Annotated in this window: 20 protein-coding genes; 5 read left to right on the forward strand and 15 right to left on the reverse strand. The window is 38.8% G+C overall.

Features of this window, described 5'->3' with window-relative positions; genetic code table 11:
* Positions 1 to 266: 266 nt before the first annotated feature.
* From AB1498_02590 to AB1498_02615, 6 genes are all read right to left on the reverse strand, one after another.
* Positions 267 to 473, reverse strand: a complete 207-nt coding sequence (locus AB1498_02590; protein MEW6087169.1) for a hypothetical protein — start codon at positions 471 to 473, stop codon at positions 267 to 269.
* 122 nt (positions 474 to 595) lie between these two features.
* A complete protein-coding gene (locus AB1498_02595) occupies positions 596 to 1,636 on the reverse strand; it encodes a hypothetical protein (protein ID MEW6087170.1) in 1,041 nt (346 codons plus the stop codon).
* Positions 1,630 to 1,812: a nitroreductase family protein gene (locus AB1498_02600; GenBank protein ID MEW6087171.1), complete on the reverse strand. Its 183-nt coding sequence runs from the start codon at positions 1,810 to 1,812 to the stop codon at positions 1,630 to 1,632. Before AB1498_02600 ends, AB1498_02595 begins: the two co-directional genes overlap by 7 nt.
* Positions 1,809 to 2,468: an ElyC/SanA/YdcF family protein gene (locus AB1498_02605; protein ID MEW6087172.1), complete on the reverse strand. Its 660-nt coding sequence runs from the start codon at positions 2,466 to 2,468 to the stop codon at positions 1,809 to 1,811. Before AB1498_02605 ends, AB1498_02600 begins: the two co-directional genes overlap by 4 nt.
* A 23-nt stretch (positions 2,469 to 2,491) precedes the next feature.
* On the reverse strand, positions 2,492 to 3,631 hold the full coding sequence (locus tag AB1498_02610; GenBank protein ID MEW6087173.1) for an ATP-binding protein: 1,140 nt from the start codon (positions 3,629 to 3,631) through the stop codon (positions 2,492 to 2,494).
* Positions 3,632 to 3,734: 103 nt separating this feature from the next.
* On the reverse strand, positions 3,735 to 3,953 hold the full coding sequence (locus AB1498_02615) for a hypothetical protein (GenBank protein MEW6087174.1): 219 nt from the start codon (positions 3,951 to 3,953) through the stop codon (positions 3,735 to 3,737).
* Between the two features lie 400 nt (positions 3,954 to 4,353).
* Here AB1498_02615 and AB1498_02620 point away from each other — a divergent pair, with 400 nt between their 5' ends.
* Genes AB1498_02620 through AB1498_02630 form a run of 3 tightly spaced genes read left to right on the forward strand, consistent with a single transcriptional unit; the run spans position 4,354 to position 11,087 of the window.
* Entirely contained in the window at positions 4,354 to 4,635 is a 282-nt protein-coding gene (locus AB1498_02620; protein ID MEW6087175.1) for a type II toxin-antitoxin system Phd/YefM family antitoxin, read from the forward strand.
* The gene (locus AB1498_02625) at positions 4,632 to 4,982 is read left to right on the forward strand and encodes a type II toxin-antitoxin system RelE/ParE family toxin (protein MEW6087176.1); all 351 of its coding nucleotides are present in this window, start codon (positions 4,632 to 4,634) and stop codon (positions 4,980 to 4,982) included. The genes AB1498_02620 and AB1498_02625 overlap by 4 nt, the downstream gene beginning before the upstream one ends.
* Before the next feature lie 45 nt (positions 4,983 to 5,027).
* Positions 5,028 to 11,087 carry an MG2 domain-containing protein gene (locus tag AB1498_02630; protein MEW6087177.1) on the forward strand — a complete coding sequence of 2,020 codons (6,060 nt, stop codon included), beginning with the start codon at positions 5,028 to 5,030 and terminating at the stop codon, positions 11,085 to 11,087.
* 4 nt (positions 11,088 to 11,091) lie between these two features.
* On the opposite strand, the gene AB1498_02635 is transcribed toward AB1498_02630, so the two are convergent.
* Both AB1498_02635 and AB1498_02640 read right to left on the reverse strand, forming a co-directional pair.
* On the reverse strand, positions 11,092 to 11,772 hold the full coding sequence (locus AB1498_02635) for an ABC transporter ATP-binding protein (GenBank protein MEW6087178.1): 681 nt from the start codon (positions 11,770 to 11,772) through the stop codon (positions 11,092 to 11,094).
* 145 nt (positions 11,773 to 11,917) lie between these two features.
* Positions 11,918 to 12,982: a uroporphyrinogen decarboxylase family protein gene (locus AB1498_02640; protein MEW6087179.1), complete on the reverse strand. Its 1,065-nt coding sequence runs from the start codon at positions 12,980 to 12,982 to the stop codon at positions 11,918 to 11,920.
* 134 nt (positions 12,983 to 13,116) lie between these two features.
* Here AB1498_02640 and AB1498_02645 point away from each other — a divergent pair, with 134 nt between their 5' ends.
* Positions 13,117 to 14,031, forward strand: a complete 915-nt coding sequence (locus tag AB1498_02645) for a hypothetical protein (protein MEW6087180.1) — start codon at positions 13,117 to 13,119, stop codon at positions 14,029 to 14,031.
* Here the strand turns inward: AB1498_02645 and AB1498_02650 are convergent.
* Both AB1498_02650 and AB1498_02655 read right to left on the reverse strand, forming a co-directional pair.
* Positions 14,028 to 14,669, reverse strand: coding sequence for an endonuclease III domain-containing protein (locus AB1498_02650; protein MEW6087181.1), 642 nt, complete (start codon positions 14,667 to 14,669; stop codon positions 14,028 to 14,030). The genes AB1498_02645 and AB1498_02650 overlap by 4 nt on opposite strands.
* 100 nt (positions 14,670 to 14,769) lie before the next feature.
* Positions 14,770 to 15,360 carry a hypothetical protein gene (locus AB1498_02655; protein MEW6087182.1) on the reverse strand — a complete coding sequence of 197 codons (591 nt, stop codon included), beginning with the start codon at positions 15,358 to 15,360 and terminating at the stop codon, positions 14,770 to 14,772.
* Between the two features lie 107 nt (positions 15,361 to 15,467).
* On the opposite strand from AB1498_02655, the gene AB1498_02660 reads away from it, so the two are divergent.
* On the forward strand, positions 15,468 to 16,841 hold the full coding sequence (locus AB1498_02660; GenBank protein MEW6087183.1) for a YchF/TatD family DNA exonuclease: 1,374 nt from the start codon (positions 15,468 to 15,470) through the stop codon (positions 16,839 to 16,841).
* A gap of 19 nt (positions 16,842 to 16,860) precedes the next feature.
* Here the strand turns inward: AB1498_02660 and AB1498_02665 are convergent, their stop codons facing one another.
* From AB1498_02665 to AB1498_02685, 5 genes are read right to left on the reverse strand one after another with little or no spacing between them, the layout of a single operon-like run.
* Positions 16,861 to 18,519, reverse strand: a complete 1,659-nt coding sequence (locus tag AB1498_02665; GenBank protein ID MEW6087184.1) for a diguanylate cyclase — start codon at positions 18,517 to 18,519, stop codon at positions 16,861 to 16,863.
* A 49-nt stretch (positions 18,520 to 18,568) separates the two neighbouring features.
* Positions 18,569 to 19,012, reverse strand: coding sequence for a response regulator (locus tag AB1498_02670; protein ID MEW6087185.1), 444 nt, complete (start codon positions 19,010 to 19,012; stop codon positions 18,569 to 18,571).
* Positions 19,013 to 19,027: 15 nt separating this feature from the next.
* Complete coding sequence (locus AB1498_02675) at positions 19,028 to 21,217, reverse strand: ATP-binding protein (protein ID MEW6087186.1); 2,190 nt, start codon at positions 21,215 to 21,217, stop codon at positions 19,028 to 19,030.
* A 44-nt stretch (positions 21,218 to 21,261) separates the two neighbouring features.
* On the reverse strand, positions 21,262 to 22,077 hold the full coding sequence (locus AB1498_02680; protein MEW6087187.1) for a substrate-binding domain-containing protein: 816 nt from the start codon (positions 22,075 to 22,077) through the stop codon (positions 21,262 to 21,264).
* Between the two features lie 19 nt (positions 22,078 to 22,096).
* Positions 22,097 to 23,206 carry a hypothetical protein gene (locus tag AB1498_02685; GenBank protein MEW6087188.1) on the reverse strand — a complete coding sequence of 370 codons (1,110 nt, stop codon included), beginning with the start codon at positions 23,204 to 23,206 and terminating at the stop codon, positions 22,097 to 22,099.
* Between the last annotated feature and the right edge of the window lie 14 nt (positions 23,207 to 23,220).

Here is a 23,220-nt window from a genome sequence, read left to right on the forward strand (position 1 = left end):
GCCAATTTTGCCCCTCTATCGCATCCGATATAAGAACCCTGATAATCATAATTATCTTTTATGTATTCCAATAACAACCCTGTTCCGCACCCGAAATCTAAGATTGCCTTATCTTTGAAATCTCCAAAATTGTCGACAATTGACTTCCTGAATCTATTATATTACCCGACCCAATGGAGTTTCATCCCGATATCATAATATTTCGCGTTATCGTCGTGTTTACGGTTTTGCGATTTCATAAATTATTTCTCTCCATCACATATTTCTTATATAACTCCGGATGCGCCGCAATCCATGAAATATATCCGCTGATTAATGCTATAATCTTTTGGAAACCTTCCTTTTTCAACTTTATACCCTTCCTCATTCGTGCTTATTTCCCCCGGTTTTAAGCTTTTACCATAAAACGCGTTAAGCGCATTAGCATAAAATAAAATCACCAGCACAATAAATATTATACTAATCTTTTCCATTTTCATTATTCGCTCTCCTTTAAATATTCCGAACCCTTGATCCCCTCTTTAAAAAAAAGAGGGGAAAATAGTAGGAAATTTCTACCTGGTATTTTTTACTCCTCATTTATTTTCAATACCGTTTAATCATGCCTTATTACAACCACATCCCCGTCAAAATTGGTTTCATTTAAATATGATTTATGAAGAGGATAAGGACCCGCGTGAATTATAATATCATCTTCATCCAGCACCCCGTTTTTATTCTCGTCGGAGTATAAAGCGCCTATATGCTGATATTGTTTTCCTCCAAAATATTTCACAGCGATAAAATCCCCTGGGATTATATCCTTCCCCCATTTGAGATTTACTGACGGTTTTCCTTCATTTATTTTGAATTTAACAACTGTTTTAAATTCGTTCATTATCATTCCGATATTGTAATCCCTGTCTATTCTTTTGTTTTTCCATTTTCCATAACTTACCATTAAAACATCCGCGCAATCAACTCCGATATAATTATTACTCTGGTATGGAATTGAACCAAACAGGCCGGGAACATTTAAAAAAGTGGTTAAATAACCTAAATAGCTGTCTTTTTCCCTGATGGATATTCTAAATACTTTTGGAGAAAGCCCGTAGTTATCTGAATCTTCAATACCGGGGGTTTTGTATTTTATCCCGTTTTTTTCTATTTCAGCCTGGAACCAGAAACTGCCCGTGTTATTATTGTAAATTGGATTATTAATAAATTTATCTTCATTATAATTTAGATTTTCGTACGGAATAATTTCCCATTTATTCCTGAATTGAGTTAATTCTTTTCTTTGATAATCTATTTTTGAAAAACCGATCCATTTATAAGGGTCATTTTCCCAGGGACGATTCGCGTTTTTATAAGTTTTAAACAGGTCTGTAACGATTTGATACCATTTAATATTCGCGTTCTCTATTTTTTCAACCTTAAGTTTTATTATATCGCCTTTCAAAGGATAAATAGCGTCCGCTACAATCCATTCATTATTATTTATACTTGAATAAATTTTAATACCTTCCGCTAAGGAATCAGATACTAATAAGAAAAATAGTATTGCCGGCAGGGAAAAACACAAAAATAATCTTTTAAACATTTTTTTAGGATAAATATGTTTTTTCCAAAATATTATTGCTTTACTTGTTAACATTTAAACGAATCTTTAACATAAATAAATTTCCATGGCTGGTAATTAGTGATGCTCGGTGCAAACCCTGACGCTTCAATCACCCGCCTGACATCTTCATCGAGAATGGCAATATCTTTGAATTTCCTTATACTCCTGCGGGACTTGATCATTTCTTCTAATATTTCAGTGTTTTTCATTTTGATTCTCTATATTTTATATCTTGCTTCTCCCCAAGAAATTTTGGGTTTCTTTTTGTTATGTATAAATCAATGAATGTTTTAAATCTCGCGAAAATTTCGCGTATCCTGATTTTAAAACCATTTATTGTTTTAACATCCCCGGCACAATAACCTATGGCGTTATATCCATATCTGTTCGCGATATAAACCGCCCTTTCGCAATGAAAGGCCTGGGATATAATAATATAATCATCAATGCCAAATATCTTGTTTGCCCTTATGATCGAGTCCAACGTGCTGAAGCCGGCGTAATCCAGATTAATAAATTCTTCAGGAACACCTCTTTTTTTCAGGTCTTCTTTCATTTCAGAAGGCTCATCATAATTTTTTCTTGAATTATCTCCCGATATCAGGATCGCGCTGATTTTATTTTTTCTCCATAGTTCGGAAACCGCGTTTAATCTATTTTCATAAAAGGGGTTCGGATTTCCATAAACATATTTGCCTGTCCCAAGCAGTAACCCGGACTTTTTGTCCGGTATGCTTTCGGATGAATAAAACAACTTATCTTTCGCGCTAATTGAAATATATTTATCAATCGCAAGCGTAAAAATAATTAATACTGTTAAAAACGCTAAAAATGATTTAAATATGTTAATATTACTTTGTTTCATCCAATTTTTACGAAGCGAATTTTTTATAGAAATTCGCCATTCCACAATTGTTCAATAAACATCTGCCACGGCAGGACTTGGATATTTTTAGCAAGAGTACGGGGTTGTTTTTCCAGGCAGACCAGGCAAAGTTTTTTTACCGGGCCGTCTTCAACAAGAGCCTGGAGTGAACGTATATCTCCTTCGTGCACACGGGAAGAACCTTTAATTTCAACAGCCAATTCTTTTTCCCCCAGGATAAAATCCACTTCTCTTCCCGTACTTGTTCTCCAGAAAGTTATAGGCGCATCCGGATTTCTGTAGGCTTGATAGGCTTTTAATTCCATCAGTATGTAATGTTCAAATGCCTTGCCGAATTCAGAACTGCCGAGAAGAGGCTGACGCCTGGATAGATAATTTGCAACGCCGACGTCAAATAAATAAAATTTTTCAGTGATGATCATGCGCCGCTTTTTTGATTTTTTCCAGGGGGAAATCCGAAAACCCAGATAGGTATCCTCGAGAATATCAAAATAAGTGCGTATCACTTTATGAGAAACACCGGTTTCCCTGGCTATATTGACGTAATTTATAAGCTCGCTTGAGGTTATCGCGGCAACACGCAGGAATTCATTGAAAGCCGGTATGTTTTGCGTAAGGGCTTCAGAAATAATTTCTTCTTTCAGATAATCAGCAACGTAAGCACGTAGTTCTTCAATGGGATTATTTGATAAATAATGAGACGGCAACAGGCCGGAGATCATGACTTTTTCCAGGTCAAAACCTGTCACTTCCAGATAAGACAGCGGGGACATGGTCTTTCTCCATGCCCTCCCCCCTAATAGATTCGCGTGCCCGCGGCGTAGTTTCCGCACGCTTGACCCGGTAAGTAAAAAAGATAATTCTTTATTCTCAATAAGCCAGTGAACCTCATCCAAAAGATTTGGGGCTTTTTGTACTTCATCTATGACAATTAGTCCTTTGTGATTTTGATAACGTTCGCGCAATAATGCCGGCCGTGAAACATACTCCGCTAAAGTATCGGTTTTAAGCAAATCAATAACCGTGTCGTTCTTTAACATGTGAGTAATCCAGTAAGTTTTACCGACTTTCCGAGGCCCCCATAAAAAGGCGGATTTCCCCGCGGGAAGATTAAGTTCAAACAGCCTTTTCTTAATTTTCATATTATTAAGGGAATTTTATCCGAATAAATTTTCCTTGTCAAGCAATTTATTTGAATTCATGGCTTCTCTTATCCCTTTTTTATTTCTTAAACCTTTATTATTTTCAATTTTTTACCTTCTCCAGTGAAAACAATCCGTTATACCCCTGGTCATCTTTCCATGGTACTATTATTCTATTGCCGTTATTGATAAGTAAATTCTTAATATTTGTGGAATCGCAGAATATGGCATTTATCACATTTATTTTTTTCCAATGTGCCGTGTTCCGCGTGGGAAAAATGGTTTTGAAATACATGGCACTTATCAGTGATACATCCGGCATCCTGCCTTATTAATTCCCCACTACTTCCCAATATTTGGGCTTTTAACGGATTAATTAATATTCCAGCGTAAAACAACAAAACAAATAATGTTAAAAATATATTTTTCATTTTAGATTTTGAATATATTCACAAAACAATTCTATTTTTTTTGCCTCACCAGGAATAAATAAAAATTGGCTGACATCGTCAGCCAGATGTTTAAGTGTTTTTTAATTGAATATAATGCATTATATTTCTCCAAAGTGCTTTTTTTTAGCACTAATACGAAATATAACATACGCAAATATGCCTTTATTGTCAAGAAATTAATAAGAACGGGATTGAGGTCCTATTATGCCACATAAATATCTTGACAATCGGTCAGAATATGATACTATATTAAGACTGGAGGAGACATATATGAATATTGTAAAGGATATAAAATCGGTAACTTATCTCAAATCAAAGGCGAAAGACCTTTTAGAGCAGATAAATACTACACACAGGCCTGTGATTATTACCCAAAACGGGGAACCAAAAGCGATATTGCAGGACCCTGAAAGTTATGAAAATATGAGAAATTCCATTGGATTATTAAAATTAATTTCTCAGGGTGAAAGTGATATTCAATCAGGCAAAACAAAAACGCAGAAGGAAGTTTTTGATAAGATCGAAATAAAATTAAAAGAGAAAACCTCATGAGCAAGAAATATGAAGTAATCTGGTCAAATACTGCGGATGAGGATTTAGATAAAATAATTGATTATATAGCACAAGACAGTATTGATAACGCGATAAATGTATTTAATAAAATAAAAAACAAGTGCGAAAATCTATACTTTTATCCAAATCGCGGGCGGGTAATTCCCGAACTAGAAGATTATGGCATCTTATGGTATCGCGAATTAATAATAAATCCATGGAGGATTATTTATAGAATTACGGAAAGTTATGTCTATGTATTATCCGTAATAGATTCCCGCCGGAATGTAGAAGATATATTATTAAGCAGATTTATAAATCAGCGACGAAGGGTCACTAACGAATAGAAAAACTTAGAGCCTTTTAATCCATATTTTAAATGGAGGCAAACAATGCGGACAAAATTTTCTGTTTTGCTGATTACAGCTTTTTTTATGTTTGCTGCTGTAAGTTTTTCCCAAACAACCAATAATGGACAACCTCTTGACTCTCAGAGAAAAAAAGCGGAAAAAACCATGCGTGAAGGGAATTATAAGGACGCGCTGGAAATTTACAGCAAACTTGCCCTTGATAAAGATAATGACCCTAAGCTTGTCGCAAATGACATGAAAATGGCTGTTTCATGTTTTGCTAATCTTAACCGCATTGACGAAATTGATAAATTCAGGGAAGAAGTTATCAAAGCCCAGGAGAATAATTGGTATCTTTTATTTCAGGCGGCAAATAGCTACTTTGATTATTATCAGCATTACGGTCACGTTATAGCCGGAGAGTTTCATCGCGGCGGACACCGCGGGGGCGGGAAATATGTAAATTCTTTTGAACGCGACCGGATAAGAGCTCTTCAGCTTATGACAGATGCCCTGGGAAAATCGGGAAATGAAACAGATACAAATGAGTTATCGAATTTTTATCTCCGGTTCGCGAGTATACTTATGGGTTACAGGGAATATAATGAAGCATGGCGACTGCAGTATCTGAGCGATCTTTCAAAACTTCCGGATTACGAAGACGGATGGAGACACGACAGCAGGGTCATGGGAGCGCCGGTCAATCCTGACGGGACCCCTGTTTATTATAATATTCCGGAGAAATATGAAGCATCAAAAAACGACGGCGAACGCTGGCGCTGGATGCTTGCCCGGTTAGTGAAAATCAATCCGGAAAAAACCAGCCAGGCCATTACAATGTTTGCCGATTTTTTGCTTCAGCAGTTTGGAGTTCAAACTATCAGTTATGACAGCCGTCTTTTCCAGACAAATTATGCCCTCCATACTCTAAATGAAAACGAAACCATTGCAAAACTTGCGTCAGGCATAAAACGCTTTACCCTGCCCGAAGAATTTCAATACATAAAGTTATATCAAAAAATTGCTGAAAAATTTAAAGACAGTTACAGTGAGCAGGCATTGAATAAACTGGCCCAGATTTTTGAAAACCGCCGGCAATATGACAAAGCGGTTGATTACTGGAAAAAGAGCAAAGAATTATATGGTGACAACAGCGGAAAACAAAGCAGAATTGACCGGATACTGAACAACTGGGGGCAATTCGAACCTGCCGGGGCCCATCCCGCGGGAAAAAATGCTGTAGTAGATTACCGTTTCAGAAACGGGAAAAAGGTATATTTTGAGGCGCATATAATAAATGTAAATCAAATACTTAAAGATGTTAAATCATACATAAAATCCAATCCCCGCCAATTAGATTGGAATAAAATTAATGTTGGGGATATTGGTTATAGATTAGTTAATGCAGATGAAAAAAAATACATAGGGGAAAAAGTAACAGAGTGGGAACTCGATCTTAAACCAAATGAAATGCATTTTGATAAACGTGTAACGATTAAAACTCCGCTAAAAGATGCCGGTGCATATTTGCTTACGGCAAGGATGGCTGACGGCAATATAACTAAAATCATTATCTGGATTAATGATACTGTTATTGTTAATAAAAGACTTAATAATGAAAACTACTTTTTTGCCGCTGATGCCGTTACAGGCGAGCCTTTATCAAAAGTAAATGTTGAGTTTTTCGGGTATTTCCAAAAATACACGCAAAAGGGTAATTATTACGATATTCTTATAACGAATTTTGCTGAATTTACGGATGAAAATGGACAGGTTGTCCCGGGACCCGATGATTTAAAAAGAGATTATCAATGGCTTATCACCGCAACAACTGAAAATGGCAGGTTCGCGTATCTTGGATTTTCAGGATACTGGTATAGCAGCTATTATGATAGTGAATACAATCAGACAAAAGTCTTTACTATTACCGACCGGCCGGTATACAGGCCAAACCAACCGGTAAAATTTAAGGTATGGATTAACCAGGCCCAATATGATAAGGATGACGTTTCCGCATTTGCGAACAGGGACTTCCATTTAAAAATAAATAATTCAAAAGGTGAGAAGGTCTTTGAAAAAAATTTTAAAAGCGATGCCTATGGCGGAATAGACGGTGAATATTTGTTGCCCGAAGATGCCTCGCTTGGAGTCTACAATATTGATTTAAACAGCTATGGCGGGGGCAGTTTTCGCGTTGAAGAATATAAAAAACCTGAATTTGAAGTTAATATAGAAGCTCCCGCTGAACCGGTCATGCTGGGAGAAAAAATTACTGCAAAAATCAATGCAAAATACTATTTCGGCGCGCCAGTAACAAAAGCAAAGGTAAAATATAAAATCCTGCGTTCTGAATACAGCGAAAACTGGTATCCTTCAGGTGACTGGGACTGGTTTTACGGCCGGGGTTACTGGTGGTTCTCTTATGATTATAACTGGTATCCGGGATGGAATTTATGGGGATGCAGACGGCCGTTCATGTGGTGGTGGCGGAAAAGCAATATACCGCCCGAAGTCGTTGCGGAAGGAGAAGTGGAAATCGGGGAAGACGGGACAACCAAAATTGAAATTGATACGATACTCGCGAAAGAACTGCATGGCAATGACACCAACCACAGATACGAAATTACCGCTGAAGTCACCGACCAATCCAGGCGGACCATTGTCGGAACAGGGACAGTCCTTGTCGCAAGCGCCCCGTTTAAAGTCTATGCGTGGGTTGATAAAGGGCATTACCGTGCAGGTGATGTTATTGCTGCAAATTTCTCGGCGCAAACACTGGATAACAAACCGGTCAAAGGAAAAGGGAAACTTGAGCTTTATAAAATAAGCTATAAAAATGATAAACCGGTTGAAAAATCCGTCCAGAAATGGAATCTTGATACAAATGACAGGGGTGTGTCACATATCCAGATAAAAGGTTCTGAGGCAGGGCAGTACCGCCTGTCATACAGGGTTACAGATTCAAAAAAACACACAATTGAAGGCGGGTATATATTCTGTATAAGAGGGGAAGGATTCGAAGGGAAAGAATTCCGTTTTAATGAGATAGAGCTTATTCCCGATAAACGTGAATATTCACCCGGTGATAAAGTAAAATTGATGATAAATACTGACCGCAAAGGAAGCACGGTAGTCCTTTTTGTCCGGCCGGCAAACAGTATTTATCTCAAACCGAAGATAATCAGGATGACCGGTAAAAGTGTGGTGGAAGAAATTGAAATAACGAAAAAAGATATGCCGAACTTTTTTGTTGAAGCATTTACCATCAGCAATGGCAAAATCTTCAGCGAAACGAAAGAAATTATAGTTCCTCCTGAAAAACGCGTGCTCAATGTTGAAGTCATTCCGTCATCCAAATCATATAAACCCGGTGAAAAAGCAAAAATAAAAATCAGGCTGACAGACTTCTTCAATAAACCATTTGCCGGGTCAACTGTCATGAGTGTGTATGACAAGTCTGTTGAATATATCTCCGGAGGTTCAAACGTCCCTGAGATAAAGGCGTTCTTCTGGAAATGGCGCAGGCATCATTATCCGCAGACTTCGTCAAGCCTGGACAGATATTTTTACAACCTGATACCCAAAGGAGAAACCGGTATGCAGGATATCGGTGTGTTTGGCCGTTCAACAGCCGATGGATTTGCGGAAGGTGAAATCAATCAACCTAAAAATATACGTTATAGCGTCGGTAAGGCAAAATTTAAATCACTTTCATTTTCTATGACTAAAGAATCTGAAGAAGGGATGCCTGAAGAAGAATCAAAGGAAGACCAAACTGAACCTGAAACTGAAGTTATCCAGCCTTCCGTAAGAAAACAATTTGCTGACACCGCCTTCTGGACCGCGTCGCTTATGACAAATGAAGACGGTACTGCCGAAGTAGAATTTAACATGCCTGAAAATCTAACGGGATGGAAGATAAGAACATGGGCCATGGGGCAAGGAACAAAAGTTGGTGAAGGAACAGCAGAAGTTGTGACAACAAAAAATTTGATTTTAAGGCTCCAGGCACCGCGGTTTTTTGTTGAAAAAGACGAGGTTGTTTTGTCTACCAACGTTCACAACTATCTTGAAAACAAGAAATCCGTCCAGGCGGTATTGGAACTTGACGGGCAGTGTCTTGAATCCATTGACAAATTATCACGGACAGATGAGATACCTGCCAATGGAGAAAAACGTTTTGACTGGCGCGTAAAAGTTATAAGTGAGGGAAAAGCGGTTATACGCATGAAAGCTTTAACTGACGAAGAATCCGATGCGATGGAAATGAGTTTTCCAGTCTATGTCCACGGCATCCTGAAAACCGATTCATTTTGCGGTGTTATCCGGAGGGAGGAAAACAGCTCAAAATTTGATATTAATGTCCCTGCGGAAAGGAGAATTGACCAGTCGCGCCTTGAGGTCCGCTACTCCCCGACCCTTGCGGGAGCAATGGTTGATGCCCTGCCATATCTTGTGGAATATCAATATGGATGTACAGAACAAATACTGAACCGTTTCTTGCCGACGGTAATAACCCAGAGGATACTTAACAAAATGGGAATTGACCTTAAAAGTGTTTATGATAAACAGACCAACCTGAACGCACAGGAAATCGGTAATGACAAAGAACGGGCAAAACAATGGAAACGCTGGAATCGTAATCCGGTATTCGATAAAAATATAGTTAATGATATGGTTAAAAAAGGAGTAAACCGTCTGGCTGAAATGCAGTTGTCCGACGGCGGGTGGGGATGGTTTTCGGGATGGGGCGAATATTCGTATCCGCATACAACCGCGTATGTTGTTCACGGCCTGCAGACAGCGAAAGAAAACCAGGTGGCAATCGTGCCCGGCGTGCTTGAAAACGGAATAAGATGGCTTGAAAATTATCAGAATGGAGAATTGACAAAACTTAAAAATAATGAAGAACAAAAAAAACCCCGTAAATCAAGCGCTGATAATCTGGATGCGTTTGTCTACATGGTATTGGTTGACGCAAATGTCAGGAATGACGAAATGCTCGGCTTTTTATACCGGGACCGCAATAACCTCGCGGTATACGCAAAATCAATGCTTGGAATAGCCCTTTATAAACAGCAGGAAAAGGCAAAACTTGATATGATTATGCAAAATATCGAGCAATATCTTGTTCAGGATGAAGAAAACCAGACGGCATGGCTCAACCTTAACAACGGCGGTTACTGGTGGTACTGGTACGGCAGTGAATATGAAGCGCATGCCTATTACCTTAAACTACTGTCATATACCGATCCTTTGAGTAAAAAAGCTTCCGGGCTTGTTAAATACCTGCTCAATAACCGCAAAAATTCAACTTATTGGAACTCCACGCGGGACACAGGTTTATGTATTGAGGCGATGGCGGATTATCTAAAGGCAAGCGGGGAAGACAATCCGGATATGACCGTTCAGATTTATATCGATACTCAAAAAATGAAGGAAGTAAAAATAACCGCGAAAGACCTTTTTGTGTTTGACAACAAACTTGTTATGCTTGGTGACGAGATTAAAGAAGGCAGGCGCACAATTGAAATAAAAAAGAAAGGTCCCGGCCCGCTATATTTTAATGCTTATCTCACAAATTTCTCGCTTGAAGATTTTATCTCCAAAACAGGACTGGAAATTAAAGTGGAAAGAAAATATTATAAACTCAATCGCGCCGATAAAACCGTTAAAGTTTCCGGTTCGCGCGGGCAGGCGGTTGATCAAAAAGTTGAAAAGTATGAACGTGAAAAACTTGAAAACCTTGATATGCTGAAAAGCGGAGATTTAGTAGAGATAGAGCTGGAAATAGACAGTAAAAACGATTATGAATATATCGTATTTGAAGATTTAAAAGCCGCCGGATTCGAACCTGTCGAACTTAGAAGCGGTTATGGAGGGAACGATATGGGGGCTTATATGGAACTTCGCGATGAACGTGTGTGCTTTTTCGTCCGCGGTCTTGCGCGCGGCAAGCACAGTATCGCATACAGGATGCGGGCTGAAATCCCGGGCAGGTTCAGCGCATTGCCTGCAAAAGCTTTTGCAATGTATGCCCCTGAATTGAAAGCCAATTCAGATGAGATAAAATTGAAAATCGAAGATGTTGACGGATTCTGACACTTTATTTTTTTTCTGTGACCTTACCGTCCTCAATATGCACCACCCTGTCCGCGATCTCTCCGATTTTCGGGTTATGGGTGACAATTATAAGAGTTGTGTTATATTTTTTATTTAACTCTTTTAATGTGGAAATTATTTTGCCGCCGGTGTGTATATCAAGGTTGCCCGTCGGTTCATCGGCAAGGATTAGTTTTGGTTTTTTAGCCATGGCCCTCGCGATTGCCACCCTCTGTTGTTCGCCCCCGGAAAGCTGGGATGGGAATTTATTGCTTTTGTCTGAAAGTCCGACTATGTCCAGATATTTTTCCGCGGCCGATTTAATTTCATTATGGTCCCACGGTAAAATTTCAAGGCCCGCCTCGACATTTTCCTTCGCGGTTAACGTGGGCAGTAAATTATAAAACTGAAAAATAAACCCTATTTTGTCCCGCCTGAAATAAGTTAATTTTTCACTGTCGAGTTTTGTCAATTCAACCCCGTCCACGGTTATTTTACTTGAATTTGGATAATCCAGCCCGCCGATAAGGTTAAGTAATGTCGTTTTCCCGCTGCCCGAAACGCCCAGGATTACTACCAATTCACCTTCACCTGCCGAGAAATCCGCTCCATTAATTACATCTGTCCTGATTTCGTCAACGCAATAATATTTACTTATATTTTCAAGCTTAATAATTTCTTTCATAAATTTTTTTCTATTAGAACTCCCCTTCATCCCCTCTTTTAATTTAAAAAAAAGAGGAAAGTAACAGCAGAATTTCATTTTTTCTTACACCTCCTCTTTTTTCAAAGAGGAGGTTGGGAGGAGTTCATAATTTCATTTTTCATGTTTATTTTGACATTATTTCAACTAACTCTTTTGTATGTTTTAAAAGGCCTAAAACATATTCCGCTTCTTTCTCGCTCTTTGTCCCTAACCCACAGCTTGGGGTAAAAATTGAGTTTTCAATCATTAATTCTCTGTCAATGCCTTTATTTGCTAAATTATTCAGGATTTCCTGAAATTTATTCTTTAAATCTTCAATTGATATTTTAAGCTCCATTGCGTTAGTCGGGACAATACCCCATGCCAGAATTCCGCCTTTTTCCAAAAATTTTTTTACTTCCGCAGGATAAAGCGTGAATTTTTCCGCATAGCTCCAGGCGTCAAAATTGACTATATCCACACCTGATTCAAAAAGCATCGGCCAATCCGTGTTCCCGCAGCAATGGACGCCCGTCAGCGCATTGGATTTTTCTTTTACAATGGCAAAAATCTCCTCCAGGAGGGTTATAACTCTTTCTCTTGTCAGCGGGCAAAAAGCCGATCCGAAAGACGAAAGATACGGCTCATCAAAAAAGATAATTATATTTTTGCCGGATTTATTTTTAAGCTGTTCTGCCTGCCATACTGCTTTCATGGATAAAACTTTCGCGATTGCTTCAAGCATCGGTTCATCATATAATAAAGACTTCCCGAAGCTGTCAACGGCGGAAAACGCAAAAGTAAACGGGCCTGTAACATGCCCTTTAATCATAAGTGTTTTATTTAAATCTTTCTGCCCGGTATTTTCCAAAAAATAATATAAACCGCCCGCGCGTTCCCTGGTTATTTTAAAAAAATCCAAATCCCCCTCGATAAACTTCTCATACATTTTTGTAAGCGCATTTTCTTTATCCTCACCGGGATTCAAAACAAGTTTGTCTTTTTTTGAATCATAGATAATTGCCGGCATCCCGTCCAGATACTGGAATATCATATCTTCTTTTTTATCTTTCTTTACCAACTGGGGCCAGAACGGTATCCCGGGGACTGACGAGAATATTAAATCAACCGCTTTTTTAGGTGCTAAGTACGGCAGGCTCCCGATTCCCGTGGCTAGGCCGCTTATTGAAATTTTTTTATCAGATTTCATTTTTTTCTCCCCAGTTAAGAATAGGTCTTATAAGACATATACGACCTATTAATTTTATTGTTAAAAAACTAAATAGTCAAGAAAAATAGGCATTTAGTCGATATATCTTCTGTCTTTAAAATTTGGAGGAAACCATGCCGGAAAAAAACAACGAATACCCGATAATAGAAATGAAATTTACTTCAGAAGAAGACCTCATATATCTTGTTAAACAAAAATTAGTGCAGGTCGAACCGGACATAAAAATCATAAAAGAAAAAAAATTATCGTTTGAAGATGAGGACAATTTTTACCTGCTGGCACATGATAAAAACAGCAAATTCGTCCTTATAGCGGTTAAAATATATGAAGATGAAAATTGGCTTTACCGTATTGTTGACCATTTTGAATGGTTCCAGCATTATCTCCAGAGATGGCACGATACGCTCCCGAAAAATGAACGAAAGGAACTTAACCTGAAAGACGCAAGGATAATCCTGATTGCCCCGTCTTTTTCAGACTCTTTAAAAAAATGCGTCCCTTACTTATCGCTGTCTTTAAACCTTTACGAGTATCGTTATCTCAAAATAGGCTACCAGCAGCAAGGCCTGCTTTTAAATCCCGTTAAATGGAAAAATGTCCAAACGGAAAACCCGTCTGAATTAAATATCAATCCCCCGCTGAAGCCGATTCTTGACAATTTTCTTAAAAAACTTTCAAAACTGGATTCAAAAATAGTCTTAAACTATGAAAAAAACCATATTGATATATTGTTTAACGACCAATCTCTGGGACAGGTCCGTTTCGCAAAAAAGTTTTTCTGGATAGACACGGGATTGGGGTCATGGCAAAGCATATGCGTGGAAAATGAGGCATCTTCGGATATCGCGTGGGAAAAACTGAAATTAATATACCTGCATCTTGGCGGCGAAAACGAGGAAGGGTTTGAAGAAGATACAGCACTCTTGCCTGAACATAGTTTGCCGGAAAAAACCCCGAATGAACTGACCCGGGAAGAAATTACGGAATTAAACAAAATAGACCAGGATGTAAGGAATATTCTTAACTAAATCCCTTTGATTGGGCATAAAGAACACTTCGGGTTTTTCTTTAAACAAAATTCCTTCCCCAGCTTTACAATCAATGCATGGTATTCGTTATATAATTTAATGTCCGGCGGCAGGTTTTTTTCAAAAAATCCTTTTATTTCATCATAAGACAAATCATCTTTAATGAATTTATGCCTTGTGAAAATCCTGCGGGTATAAGCATCAACAACAAACGATAATTTCCCGCCCGCGTAAAGCATTATACTATCCGCGGTTTCCGGGCCGATTCCTGAAATACCGAGAAGGATTCTACGTAAAATATTTTCCTCACAGCCTAACATTTTTCGAAGGCCTCCTTTATATTCGGAGAAAAGACATTCCAGAAAATTTTTCAGCCGTTTTGCCTTTAAATTATAATACCCGCTCGATTTTATCAACAGGCCCAGTTTTTCCGGAGGAACAATATAAAGCTTGCGCGGGGTCAGGACTTTATTTTTTTTAAGATTTTGAATGGATATCGAAACATTTTTCCATGAGGTATTCTGGGTAAGTATCGCTCCAACAATCACTTCAAAAGGTGTGTCTCCCGGCCACCAATGTTGAGGGCCGAAACAAGAATACAATTTATCGTAAATTAATCTGATCCTTTTATCATTCATTATCTACTGTCTTGACCTGCAAAGCTGCTTCCGTGAATCGTTATACGTGATTCGTGTTCCGTTTACGGATCACGGTCCATGAACCACGAGTCACGTTTTTTTATTTAGAGACAACCTTTTCCACACCGGATGCTTCAACAATTACATAACCGAATTCCTCGCTGTTCGATTTGTCCCCGGCGCCGAGAATTTTCGCGGTTATCATCACCCAGTCCCCGGGTGAATATTTTTTTAGTTCTCTTTCCATTTTTTTTTCAAAATACGCAAAAAATAATCCATCTCTTCTGGTTACCAGGTCTTTCGAACTTAAATTTCTCGCCAACAAATACCATTTTATCCTGCCGTCATCAGCAACCCCAATTTTATCTAAATAACAAATCCATGTAATCTTCCTGTCCTGGTATACAATCGGCGACTTGTGGACTTCATCCCATGTCAAATCGCCTTTTTCTTCCAGGTATATTTTGTCGACCATATTTTTCGGGACCCAGAATGTAATTTTGGCCTGGACCCACTGCCCTCTTTCATCCACCTGTTCGATAATTATATTATTAAAAAGCATTCCCGCCGCGGGACCGTCAGGGTCGGTATAAATCTCTGTCGATTTATCTTTTATTTTAAGTTCAACGGCATTTATGGAATTCCCTCCTAAAAAAACCAACAAACTAAACAGGATAATTTTTTTCTTCATAATCATACCCCTTATATATTTGTTATTTTACAGGATTAGTGATAAAATATTGTAAATTTTTGAATATTATAATACCAATTTTTAATAAAAATAACAACAGCCAAATTATGTTTATTGATTCCCATTGTCATTTAAGCTTTCCGCAATACAAACAAGACCGTGAAGAACTGATCAGCCGCCTTCAAAAAGAAGGCATAGATTACATCATCGATATAGGCACGGAAGAAGATAACTGGGCGGATGTTTTGGCTTTATCACAAAAATACGATTTCATATATTCAGCCCTTGGCGTGCATCCCCATGAGGCGGAAAAGGCGAATATCCGGACATGGGAACATCTTAAAAAACTTTCCGACAATAGTAAAATAACCGCTATCGGCGAAACCGGCCTGGATTTTTTCCGCAATCTTTCTCCCAAAGAAATTCAGATTAATGTTTTCCGCGGACATATCCGTGCGGCGAAAGAAATCAAAAAACCGCTGATAGTCCATATCCGTGACGCTTACGAGGACGCTATCTCAATAATGAAGGAGGAAAACGCCTTTGAATGCGGCGGGGTAATACATTGTTTTTCAGGCGACTATGAGTCCGCGAAAATCCTCATGGACAGCGGTTTCTTTATATCCTTTGCCGGGCAGATAACTTTCCCAAAAAATAACTACCCGGAACTTATTAAAAAAATACCAGTTGAAAAAATTTTGATTGAGACCGACGCGCCGTACCTTGCGCCTGTCCCGAAAAGGGGGCACAGAAACGAGCCGTCTTTTATAAGGTTTACCGCGCAAAAAATAGCCGAGATAAAGGGTCTTTCGCTTGAAGACATTGCAAGAATAACCAGTCTGAACGCAAAAAATCTTTTTGCGATCGGAAGTACTAACCACCCATCCGGCGGCGGGATTGCTTATCCAATCCGGAACTCCATATATCTTAATATAACCAACCGCTGCACAAGCGAATGTACCTTTTGCATCCGTTACAAAACGGATTTTGTCAAAGGCCATAACCTCAAACTTAAAAAAGAACCGGGATTAGAAGAGATTTTAAACAGTCTTGAAAATGCGGAAAATTACAGCGAGGTTGTTTTCTGCGGATATGGTGAACCCCTGCTCCGGCTGGAGTTAATCAAAAAAATCGCCGGAAATCTTAAAGCGCGGGGACTAAAAGTGAGAATCGACACAAACGGCCACGGCAATCTTATTTATAAGCGGAACATACTGCCGGAATTAAAGGGGCTTGTTGATGCCATGTCAATCAGTTTAAACACGGAAAATGAGGATAAATATTTCAAACTTTGCAAGCCCATATTCGGCAAAGAAACTTATCTCGAGGTCATAGAATTTATCAAAGAGGCAAAAAAATATATACCTGAAGTAAATGTAAGCGTTGTAGCCCTGCCTGAAGTGAATGTTGAAAAATGCAGAGAAATTGCGAAAAACCTGGGAGTCGGTTTCAGGTTAAGGGAATACGACGAGGTGGGGTAGGTGTTTAAAATTATCCGCCTTATTTTTTTATTTTAGATAACTTCTCATTGATGTTTATAATCGACGGAACCAGTCCATTTTTTTGAAGGCAGTTGAGAAAAATATAAACAATCTCCGGGTCAAATTGGGTCCCTGAATTTTCGACCAAATCATCAATAATTTTCTCCATCGGCATTGACTCCCTGTAAGGCCGTATTGAGCGCATGGCGTCATAACTGTCGGCCACAGCCATAATCCTTGCCCCCAGGGGAATGCTCTTGCCGTTCAACTTATTCGGGTAACCCCTGCCGTCAAAACGTTCATGATGATGTAAAATTATGTCCAGTTCCCTCCTGATGTAATGGCCGCTTTTCAGGATATTCACCGCGATCACCGGGTGCCTTTTTATTATTTCATATTCAGTCTCCGTGAGCTTCCCGCTCTTTAAAATAATAGTGTCGGATATCGCTATTTTCCCCAGGTCATGCAAAACAGCGGCGTTACAAATAATTTGGATTTCATTTTCCGGCAGTCTCATTTCCCTGGCCACCATATTGGAATACCTCAAAACATTTATGGAATGCTCCCTTGTGCTGATGTCTCTTTCTTCGAACGCGGTAATCAGTGTTTTTATCATGTCCACATAAGACTGTTTTGAGACCTCATTTAACCCGAGTATTTTATCCTCCAGTTCTTTCTGGCGCGTATTTTCAAAATAGTTCGTGTCAATAATATCTTTATACATAACAACGGCGTTCCGTCCCTGCGTTTTTGCCGCGTAAAGAGCGGAATCCGCCAAGTTTAAAAATTTGTCTCTTTCCAGAACACCGTCTTCAAACAATGAAGATATTCCGATGCTGACGGTTAATTTCACGGAAAAGCTTTCACCTTCGAAAATATATCCTTCAATAATATTTTTTAATTTCTGCGCGACATTAAAACCGCCTTTATAATCCTCATTGTATAACAAAATAACAAATTCTTCACCTCCGTACCGCGCCAAGAAGTCAATGTCCCTGATGTTTTTCTTCAAACAGTTCGCTATTTCAACCAGGACCTTGTCCCCGAATAAATGGCCGTAACTGTCATTTATTTTCTTAAAATAATCGATATCTATCATCAGGCAGCAGATGTTCTGTTTATACCTTATAGCCCGCAGGAACTCATTATTCAATATTTTAAAAAAATATCCATGATGATAAAGCATCGTCAAACTGTCCCTTACCGAAATTTCTTTCAATTCAAGGACCGCCTTATCGAGCTTTTCCAAAATTTTTGTCTTTGTTTCATTGGCTTCTATCAGCTCATCACGTATTTTTTTAACCCGCAGGGCTGTGTTTAACCTCGCGATAATAATTTCGGGACTGCTTGATTTCCCAAGATAGTCCTCGGCGCCGGCTGACAGGCCTTCCAGTATATGTTCTTCCTGTTCAAGCCCCGTCAGTATGATAACAGGGATAAATTTTAATTTCTGGTCCGCCTTTATTTTTCGAAGCATGTCAATGCCGCTCATGCCCGGCATCTGATAATCGACCAGTATGCAGCTGATTTCTTTTTTTGAAGCAGCTTCAATGCCTTCCAGGACATTGGATGCCATTTCCACATTAAAACCCGCCTGCTTTAAATACCTGTCAAGAACCTTCCTGTCGTCAGGATTATCATCAACTATCAAAATTGTTTTCTTTGCTTCTTCCGGCATGTTATTACCTTTATATTTTTGTGTGGCTTTTGTTCATCATAATACTCCCTTATGCAGGGAAAGGGACATTATGAATTCCCCAGTAAAGGCCTATTTCCTTGACAAGCGTGACAAAACTATCAAAATCAACCGGTTTCTGGAGAAAACTGTTGCACCCATAATTATAACTTTTGATTATGTCTTCTTCCCTTCGTGAGACCGTGAGCATAATTACCGGTATTTTCTTTAACGATTCATCTTCTTTTATTTTTTTCAAAACCTCTATCCCGTTCATCTTGGGCATATTAATATCAAGGAGTATCAGGCCGGGGCGCGGGGCTTTCGATTCATCCTTATAGGCGTTATTATGAAAAAGGAAATCCACCGCTTCCTGGCCGTCACGGGCGATAAATAGACGGTTTATAAGCTTCGCTTCCTTAAAGGCCCTTTTTGTTATTTCAATATCATCGGGATTGTCTTCCGCAAGCAGAATGTCGACTATTTTGTTTTGCATATATTGCTCCTTTTTTTATCCCGGAATTTCCCCCGCCCTTTTGCTATTTAGTATTATATGCCTGTTTTCCGGGATTGTAAAATAAAACACTGCTCCTTCTCCGACCTTCGATTCCACCCATATCCTGCCTTTATGAATTTCTATTATTTTTTTTGCTATCGCAAGGCCCACCCCTGTTCCCCTTTTTTCTTCCCGTCTTATAAGCCTCTGGAATATCCTGAATATTTTTTCAAAATACTTCTCTTCTATCCCAGGGCCGTTATCTTTCACGTAAAATTTATAAAACCCGTTTTCTTTTACCCCACCTATTTCTATTTTAACCGTGTCCTTGTCGGCGAATTTGACCGCGTTGGAAATAAGGTGGGCAAAAACGTCGGTTAAACCTGCCCGGTCGCAAAATATCACAGGCATTTTCCCGCTGATTTTTAATTCTCCGTTTTTACTTTTTATTTTTTCATCCCATGTTAATTTTATGTCATCCATAATTTTATTAACATCAACATCGTCGAAATTAATTATTTTCCTTTCTATATTCGAAAATTCAAGGAAATCCTCAACTATACTCTGGATCCTTATCGAATTTATTTTTATGCGTTCAAGATAATCCCTGCCGGATTCATCCAGCTTATCCGCATAATCATCTTGAATAAACTTTGAAAATGCGTTAATGGACCGCAGCGGTTCCTTTAAGTCATGAGAAACTATATACGTGTAGGTGTCCAGTTCCCTGTTTATATATTCAACCTTTTTGGTATATTCCCTTAATTCTTCTTCCGCTTTTTTACGCGCTGTAATGTCTTTTGCCGTACATATAAAATACTGCGTTTTACCCTTATTATTTTTTACCGCTGAAGTGCTGAAAAGACAAGGGGCGCTTTTCTTCCCTTTTCTTTTAATATTCAGCTCAAAATTTTTAAATTCGTCGCTTGTTACAATCACCGCGTTCGCGGAATCGGAAAGTTCATTTTTTTCAATAAGATCAAACAACGGCCTGCCCGTAATTTCATCCATGCCGTAACCAAAAAATTCTATCCCCGCTTTATTAACTGTCCTTATCTTTAAATCTTTGTCTGTCACAATTAAAATGTCGCTCATATTTTTAATAATGCTGTCAAAATAATCTTTTGAAACCGTAATTTTTTCCAGATTCTCAGTCATAATATTAAAAGATTTACTGAGTAATCCTATTTCATCTCTCGATATTATTTCCGCCCTTTTGGAAAAATTTCCTGTTGCCACGTCAAAAGTGATAGAAACAAGTTGTTTTATCGGTTTGGTGATATTATGGGACAAGAATAAAGATATTTGAGCTCCAGCCAGAAAAATAAACACGGAGATCAGGATTATAATGTTCCTCAGGGAATGCGGGAGAATCATAAATTCATCATAAGGCATAACCACCATTAACGACCATTCCATGCCGCCGACCGGTGAATAAGCGATTAAGCTGTCCCGTCCCATTATTTTCGCCCGTTCAAAACCGCTCTGCAAAGCCTTCGCTTTTTCAATAAGACTTTCTGCTTTTGCTCCTTTTCCTTTTATTGTTTCCAGGGCTTCCCCTTTACCCGGACGGGACAATATACTTCCTTTTGAATCGATTAAAACTGCGAAACCTGTTTCCCCTACTTTAAGGTCTGAAATATTTTTCGCAATATCGCTGACAGGCACACTGCCCGAAAGAATAAAATTCAATTCATCCCCGAAATATTCATATTTTGCCACAATAAATTCTAATACATGCGTTTTCAGGTCCTCATTGTATTTTACGGGGGAAATAATAACTTTATTCGGACTGCGCCGGGCTTTTAAAAAATAAATCGAATCACTTATATCTTTCAGGCTCTGTGACCTTGTTTGTTCTATTATTTTTATTTCTTCCATCCCGTTTTTGTTAATGTAAGACAAAGAAGAAAAATCTTTTATAAATGAAACAAAATATTTAAAGATAATGGGCTCTATAAATCTTTCAGAATAAATTTTCAGTTCATTGCTCTCCGCCATGTCCCCTATCATTTTTGATTTTGTGGCCATGGCTATCTGGATAAATTTTTTTTCATCCTCGAGAATAAGCTCCAGTTTTTCCTTTTGCGCTTTTTTCTGGTAACGCACTGTTAAAAGATAGCTTGTCGTCCCGAATATGAACGCTATCAAAAAAAGGAGACCGAGTTCCGAAAGCAGTATTTTATTCCTGATTGATTTCAGCATATATCACCTTAACAGAATGGCTAATAGCTATTTGCCAATAGCCATCAGCGTTCGGCGGGGACCGTTCCATGTTTGACCATGATATCCCCCGCCGACCGGGAAAATAAATAATCAACAAACAATTTGCTCTTCCCTGCAAGTTCGCCTTTCCACACAATACCGAAAAGAGTCGTTAAATTATAGCTTTTGTTTTTAACATTCTCCACGGAAGGATATGTTCCATTGACTTTTAATACATTCAGGTTTTTCTCTATGGCAATAGAAAGAGGAATAAACCCGATAGTGTCTTTATATTTTACCAATACATCCGCGGCCTCCTGCGTGCTGTATAAAATTTTCCCGGCAAAAGTATTGATTGTTTTAAAACCGGGAATGATTTTTTCCAATATTAACCTGGAAGAATCACCGTCCTCCCTGTTTGCCACGTAAATTTTCCTGCTTCCCCCTCCCATTTCATTCCAGAAAGCGATTTTCCCTGAATAAATATCAACGATATTTTGATAAGTTATGTTATCAATTCCTTTCCCGCTGAAATTTACGACAAAAACAACAGGGGAATAAGCAAACCACACGTGATTCAAGCCGTATTTTTTTTCTCCATCCTTGATTTCTCTCGCAATCCTTCCAAGCCCCGCTTTCCCCTCATATACCAGCTTTATCCCGCCGCCGCTCCCGACACTGTCGGGCAAAATTATTTTTACCCCGGGATTATTCCTTATAAATTCAAACGACAGGATCTGCAGGATGTCCACGCTGTCTCCCGTGCCCGCGATAATTATTGTTTCATCGGCAAGATTCACGTTGTTTGCGCAAAGAAAAAAAAGAAAAATAAATATTGACGTTAATTCGGTTATTTTCATATATCTGCTTATCACTAATTTAAAAATTTGTAATCCATCTCACTCTCAGGATATCATTTTTTATTTTACTGCTCAATCCTTCATGGTTAAAATCATAATCACCCTGCAGTTTAGTGAAACTGTTTAAATTCCATATTAAGCCTGTTGTGGTTTGATATAAACGCCATGTATAGGATTTTGCCTCATTCAAATCTATGTCGGGCCTGAGTTCCGAATATCTTGCGTAAATATCAAATTCATCGAACACGCCTTTCAATATCACAAGAGAATACCATGAATTCACTTTTAAATCGCTCGTTTTGCCCTGAATATATTCGGCTTTAAAATCAAAAATATTTGATTTATACATTATGTCGCCGGACATACGTTCTTTTTTGTCACTTGTGTAAGAGGCGGCGGTATATCCGTTAATTTTGGAAATGTCCGCAGGACTCAGTTTCCCCGATAGAAAAGAACCGCCTGCCTGAAGCCCTTTTAGAGGGTTTACGGTAACTCTTACTGCGATATCCTTGTTCTGGTTTGTATCGGTGTTGCCTGATTTGTCCGCTACAAATTTAGCGGCAGTGGTTGAAGCGGTGTCCACCTCTCCCGCCTCACGGTCACCTGTCAATGAACCGTTAAACATTCCCATATTAATATTAACAATACTGCCAAAAGACCCGGAATATTCCAGACCCACCTGCCTGTCGCCTGTAAATGCCCTTCCCGTTAAAGAATAGTCTATGGAAACCCTTCCTTCCTCATCCTGGGGCAATCCAAAACTTTTCCGGCGGAACCTGCCGGCTTTTAAACTACCGCCGACAAGAGGGAATTTTTTATACTGTATCCATCCGTCATTAACCTCTGTTTTCTCTGTACCGAAGAACACCTGTCCTTTCATCGTGATATTATCATTGATTTCAGCCTCAACGAAAGGTTCAAATTTATACATTTTCAAAGTCCCCGCTTTACTTTGAGGGTCTTCGTATCTTATCTCGAGTTTGCCGCCCAGTTTAACCGATTTTACCTGTTTTGATGAAATTACCGCAGGCGTCTGGAGTTTTTCAATGCCTTCCTTTTCACCTGATGCATAGACCAAACCGATATTAATCAAAAACAGCAGACAAAACCGGAAAGTTTTTTTCCCCATAATCATCTCCTTTT

The organism is bacterium, assembly GCA_040754625.1.
In the GTDB taxonomy this organism is placed as follows: domain Bacteria; phylum JACRDZ01; class JAQUKH01; order JAQUKH01; family JAQUKH01; genus JAQUKH01.

Bases quoted from the DNA above. Each gene is read 5' to 3' on its own strand.
- AB1498_02590 (MEW6087169.1), bottom strand. From the start codon at position 473: ATGGAAAAGATTAGTATAATATTTATTGTGCTGGTGATTTTATTTTAT.
- AB1498_02595 (MEW6087170.1), bottom strand. From the start codon at position 1,636: ATGTTAACAAGTAAAGCAATAATATTTTGGAAAAAACATATTTATCCT.
- AB1498_02600 (MEW6087171.1), bottom strand. From the start codon at position 1,812: ATGAAAAACACTGAAATATTAGAAGAAATGATCAAGTCCCGCAGGAGT.
- AB1498_02605 (MEW6087172.1), bottom strand. From the start codon at position 2,468: ATGAAACAAAGTAATATTAACATATTTAAATCATTTTTAGCGTTTTTA.
- AB1498_02610 (MEW6087173.1), bottom strand. From the start codon at position 3,631: ATGAAAATTAAGAAAAGGCTGTTTGAACTTAATCTTCCCGCGGGGAAA.
- AB1498_02615 (MEW6087174.1), bottom strand. From the start codon at position 3,953: ATGCCGGATGTATCACTGATAAGTGCCATGTATTTCAAAACCATTTTT.
- AB1498_02620 (MEW6087175.1), top strand. From the start codon at position 4,354: ATGAATATTGTAAAGGATATAAAATCGGTAACTTATCTCAAATCAAAG.
- AB1498_02625 (MEW6087176.1), top strand. From the start codon at position 4,632: ATGAGCAAGAAATATGAAGTAATCTGGTCAAATACTGCGGATGAGGAT.
- AB1498_02630 (MEW6087177.1), top strand. From the start codon at position 5,028: ATGCGGACAAAATTTTCTGTTTTGCTGATTACAGCTTTTTTTATGTTT.
- AB1498_02635 (MEW6087178.1), bottom strand. From the start codon at position 11,772: ATGAAAGAAATTATTAAGCTTGAAAATATAAGTAAATATTATTGCGTT.
- AB1498_02640 (MEW6087179.1), bottom strand. From the start codon at position 12,982: ATGAAATCTGATAAAAAAATTTCAATAAGCGGCCTAGCCACGGGAATC.
- AB1498_02645 (MEW6087180.1), top strand. From the start codon at position 13,117: ATGCCGGAAAAAAACAACGAATACCCGATAATAGAAATGAAATTTACT.
- AB1498_02650 (MEW6087181.1), bottom strand. From the start codon at position 14,669: ATGAATGATAAAAGGATCAGATTAATTTACGATAAATTGTATTCTTGT.
- AB1498_02655 (MEW6087182.1), bottom strand. From the start codon at position 15,360: ATGAAGAAAAAAATTATCCTGTTTAGTTTGTTGGTTTTTTTAGGAGGG.
- AB1498_02660 (MEW6087183.1), top strand. From the start codon at position 15,468: ATGTTTATTGATTCCCATTGTCATTTAAGCTTTCCGCAATACAAACAA.
- AB1498_02665 (MEW6087184.1), bottom strand. From the start codon at position 18,519: ATGCCGGAAGAAGCAAAGAAAACAATTTTGATAGTTGATGATAATCCT.
- AB1498_02670 (MEW6087185.1), bottom strand. From the start codon at position 19,012: ATGCAAAACAAAATAGTCGACATTCTGCTTGCGGAAGACAATCCCGAT.
- AB1498_02675 (MEW6087186.1), bottom strand. From the start codon at position 21,217: ATGCTGAAATCAATCAGGAATAAAATACTGCTTTCGGAACTCGGTCTC.
- AB1498_02680 (MEW6087187.1), bottom strand. From the start codon at position 22,077: ATGAAAATAACCGAATTAACGTCAATATTTATTTTTCTTTTTTTTCTT.
- AB1498_02685 (MEW6087188.1), bottom strand. From the start codon at position 23,206: ATGGGGAAAAAAACTTTCCGGTTTTGTCTGCTGTTTTTGATTAATATC.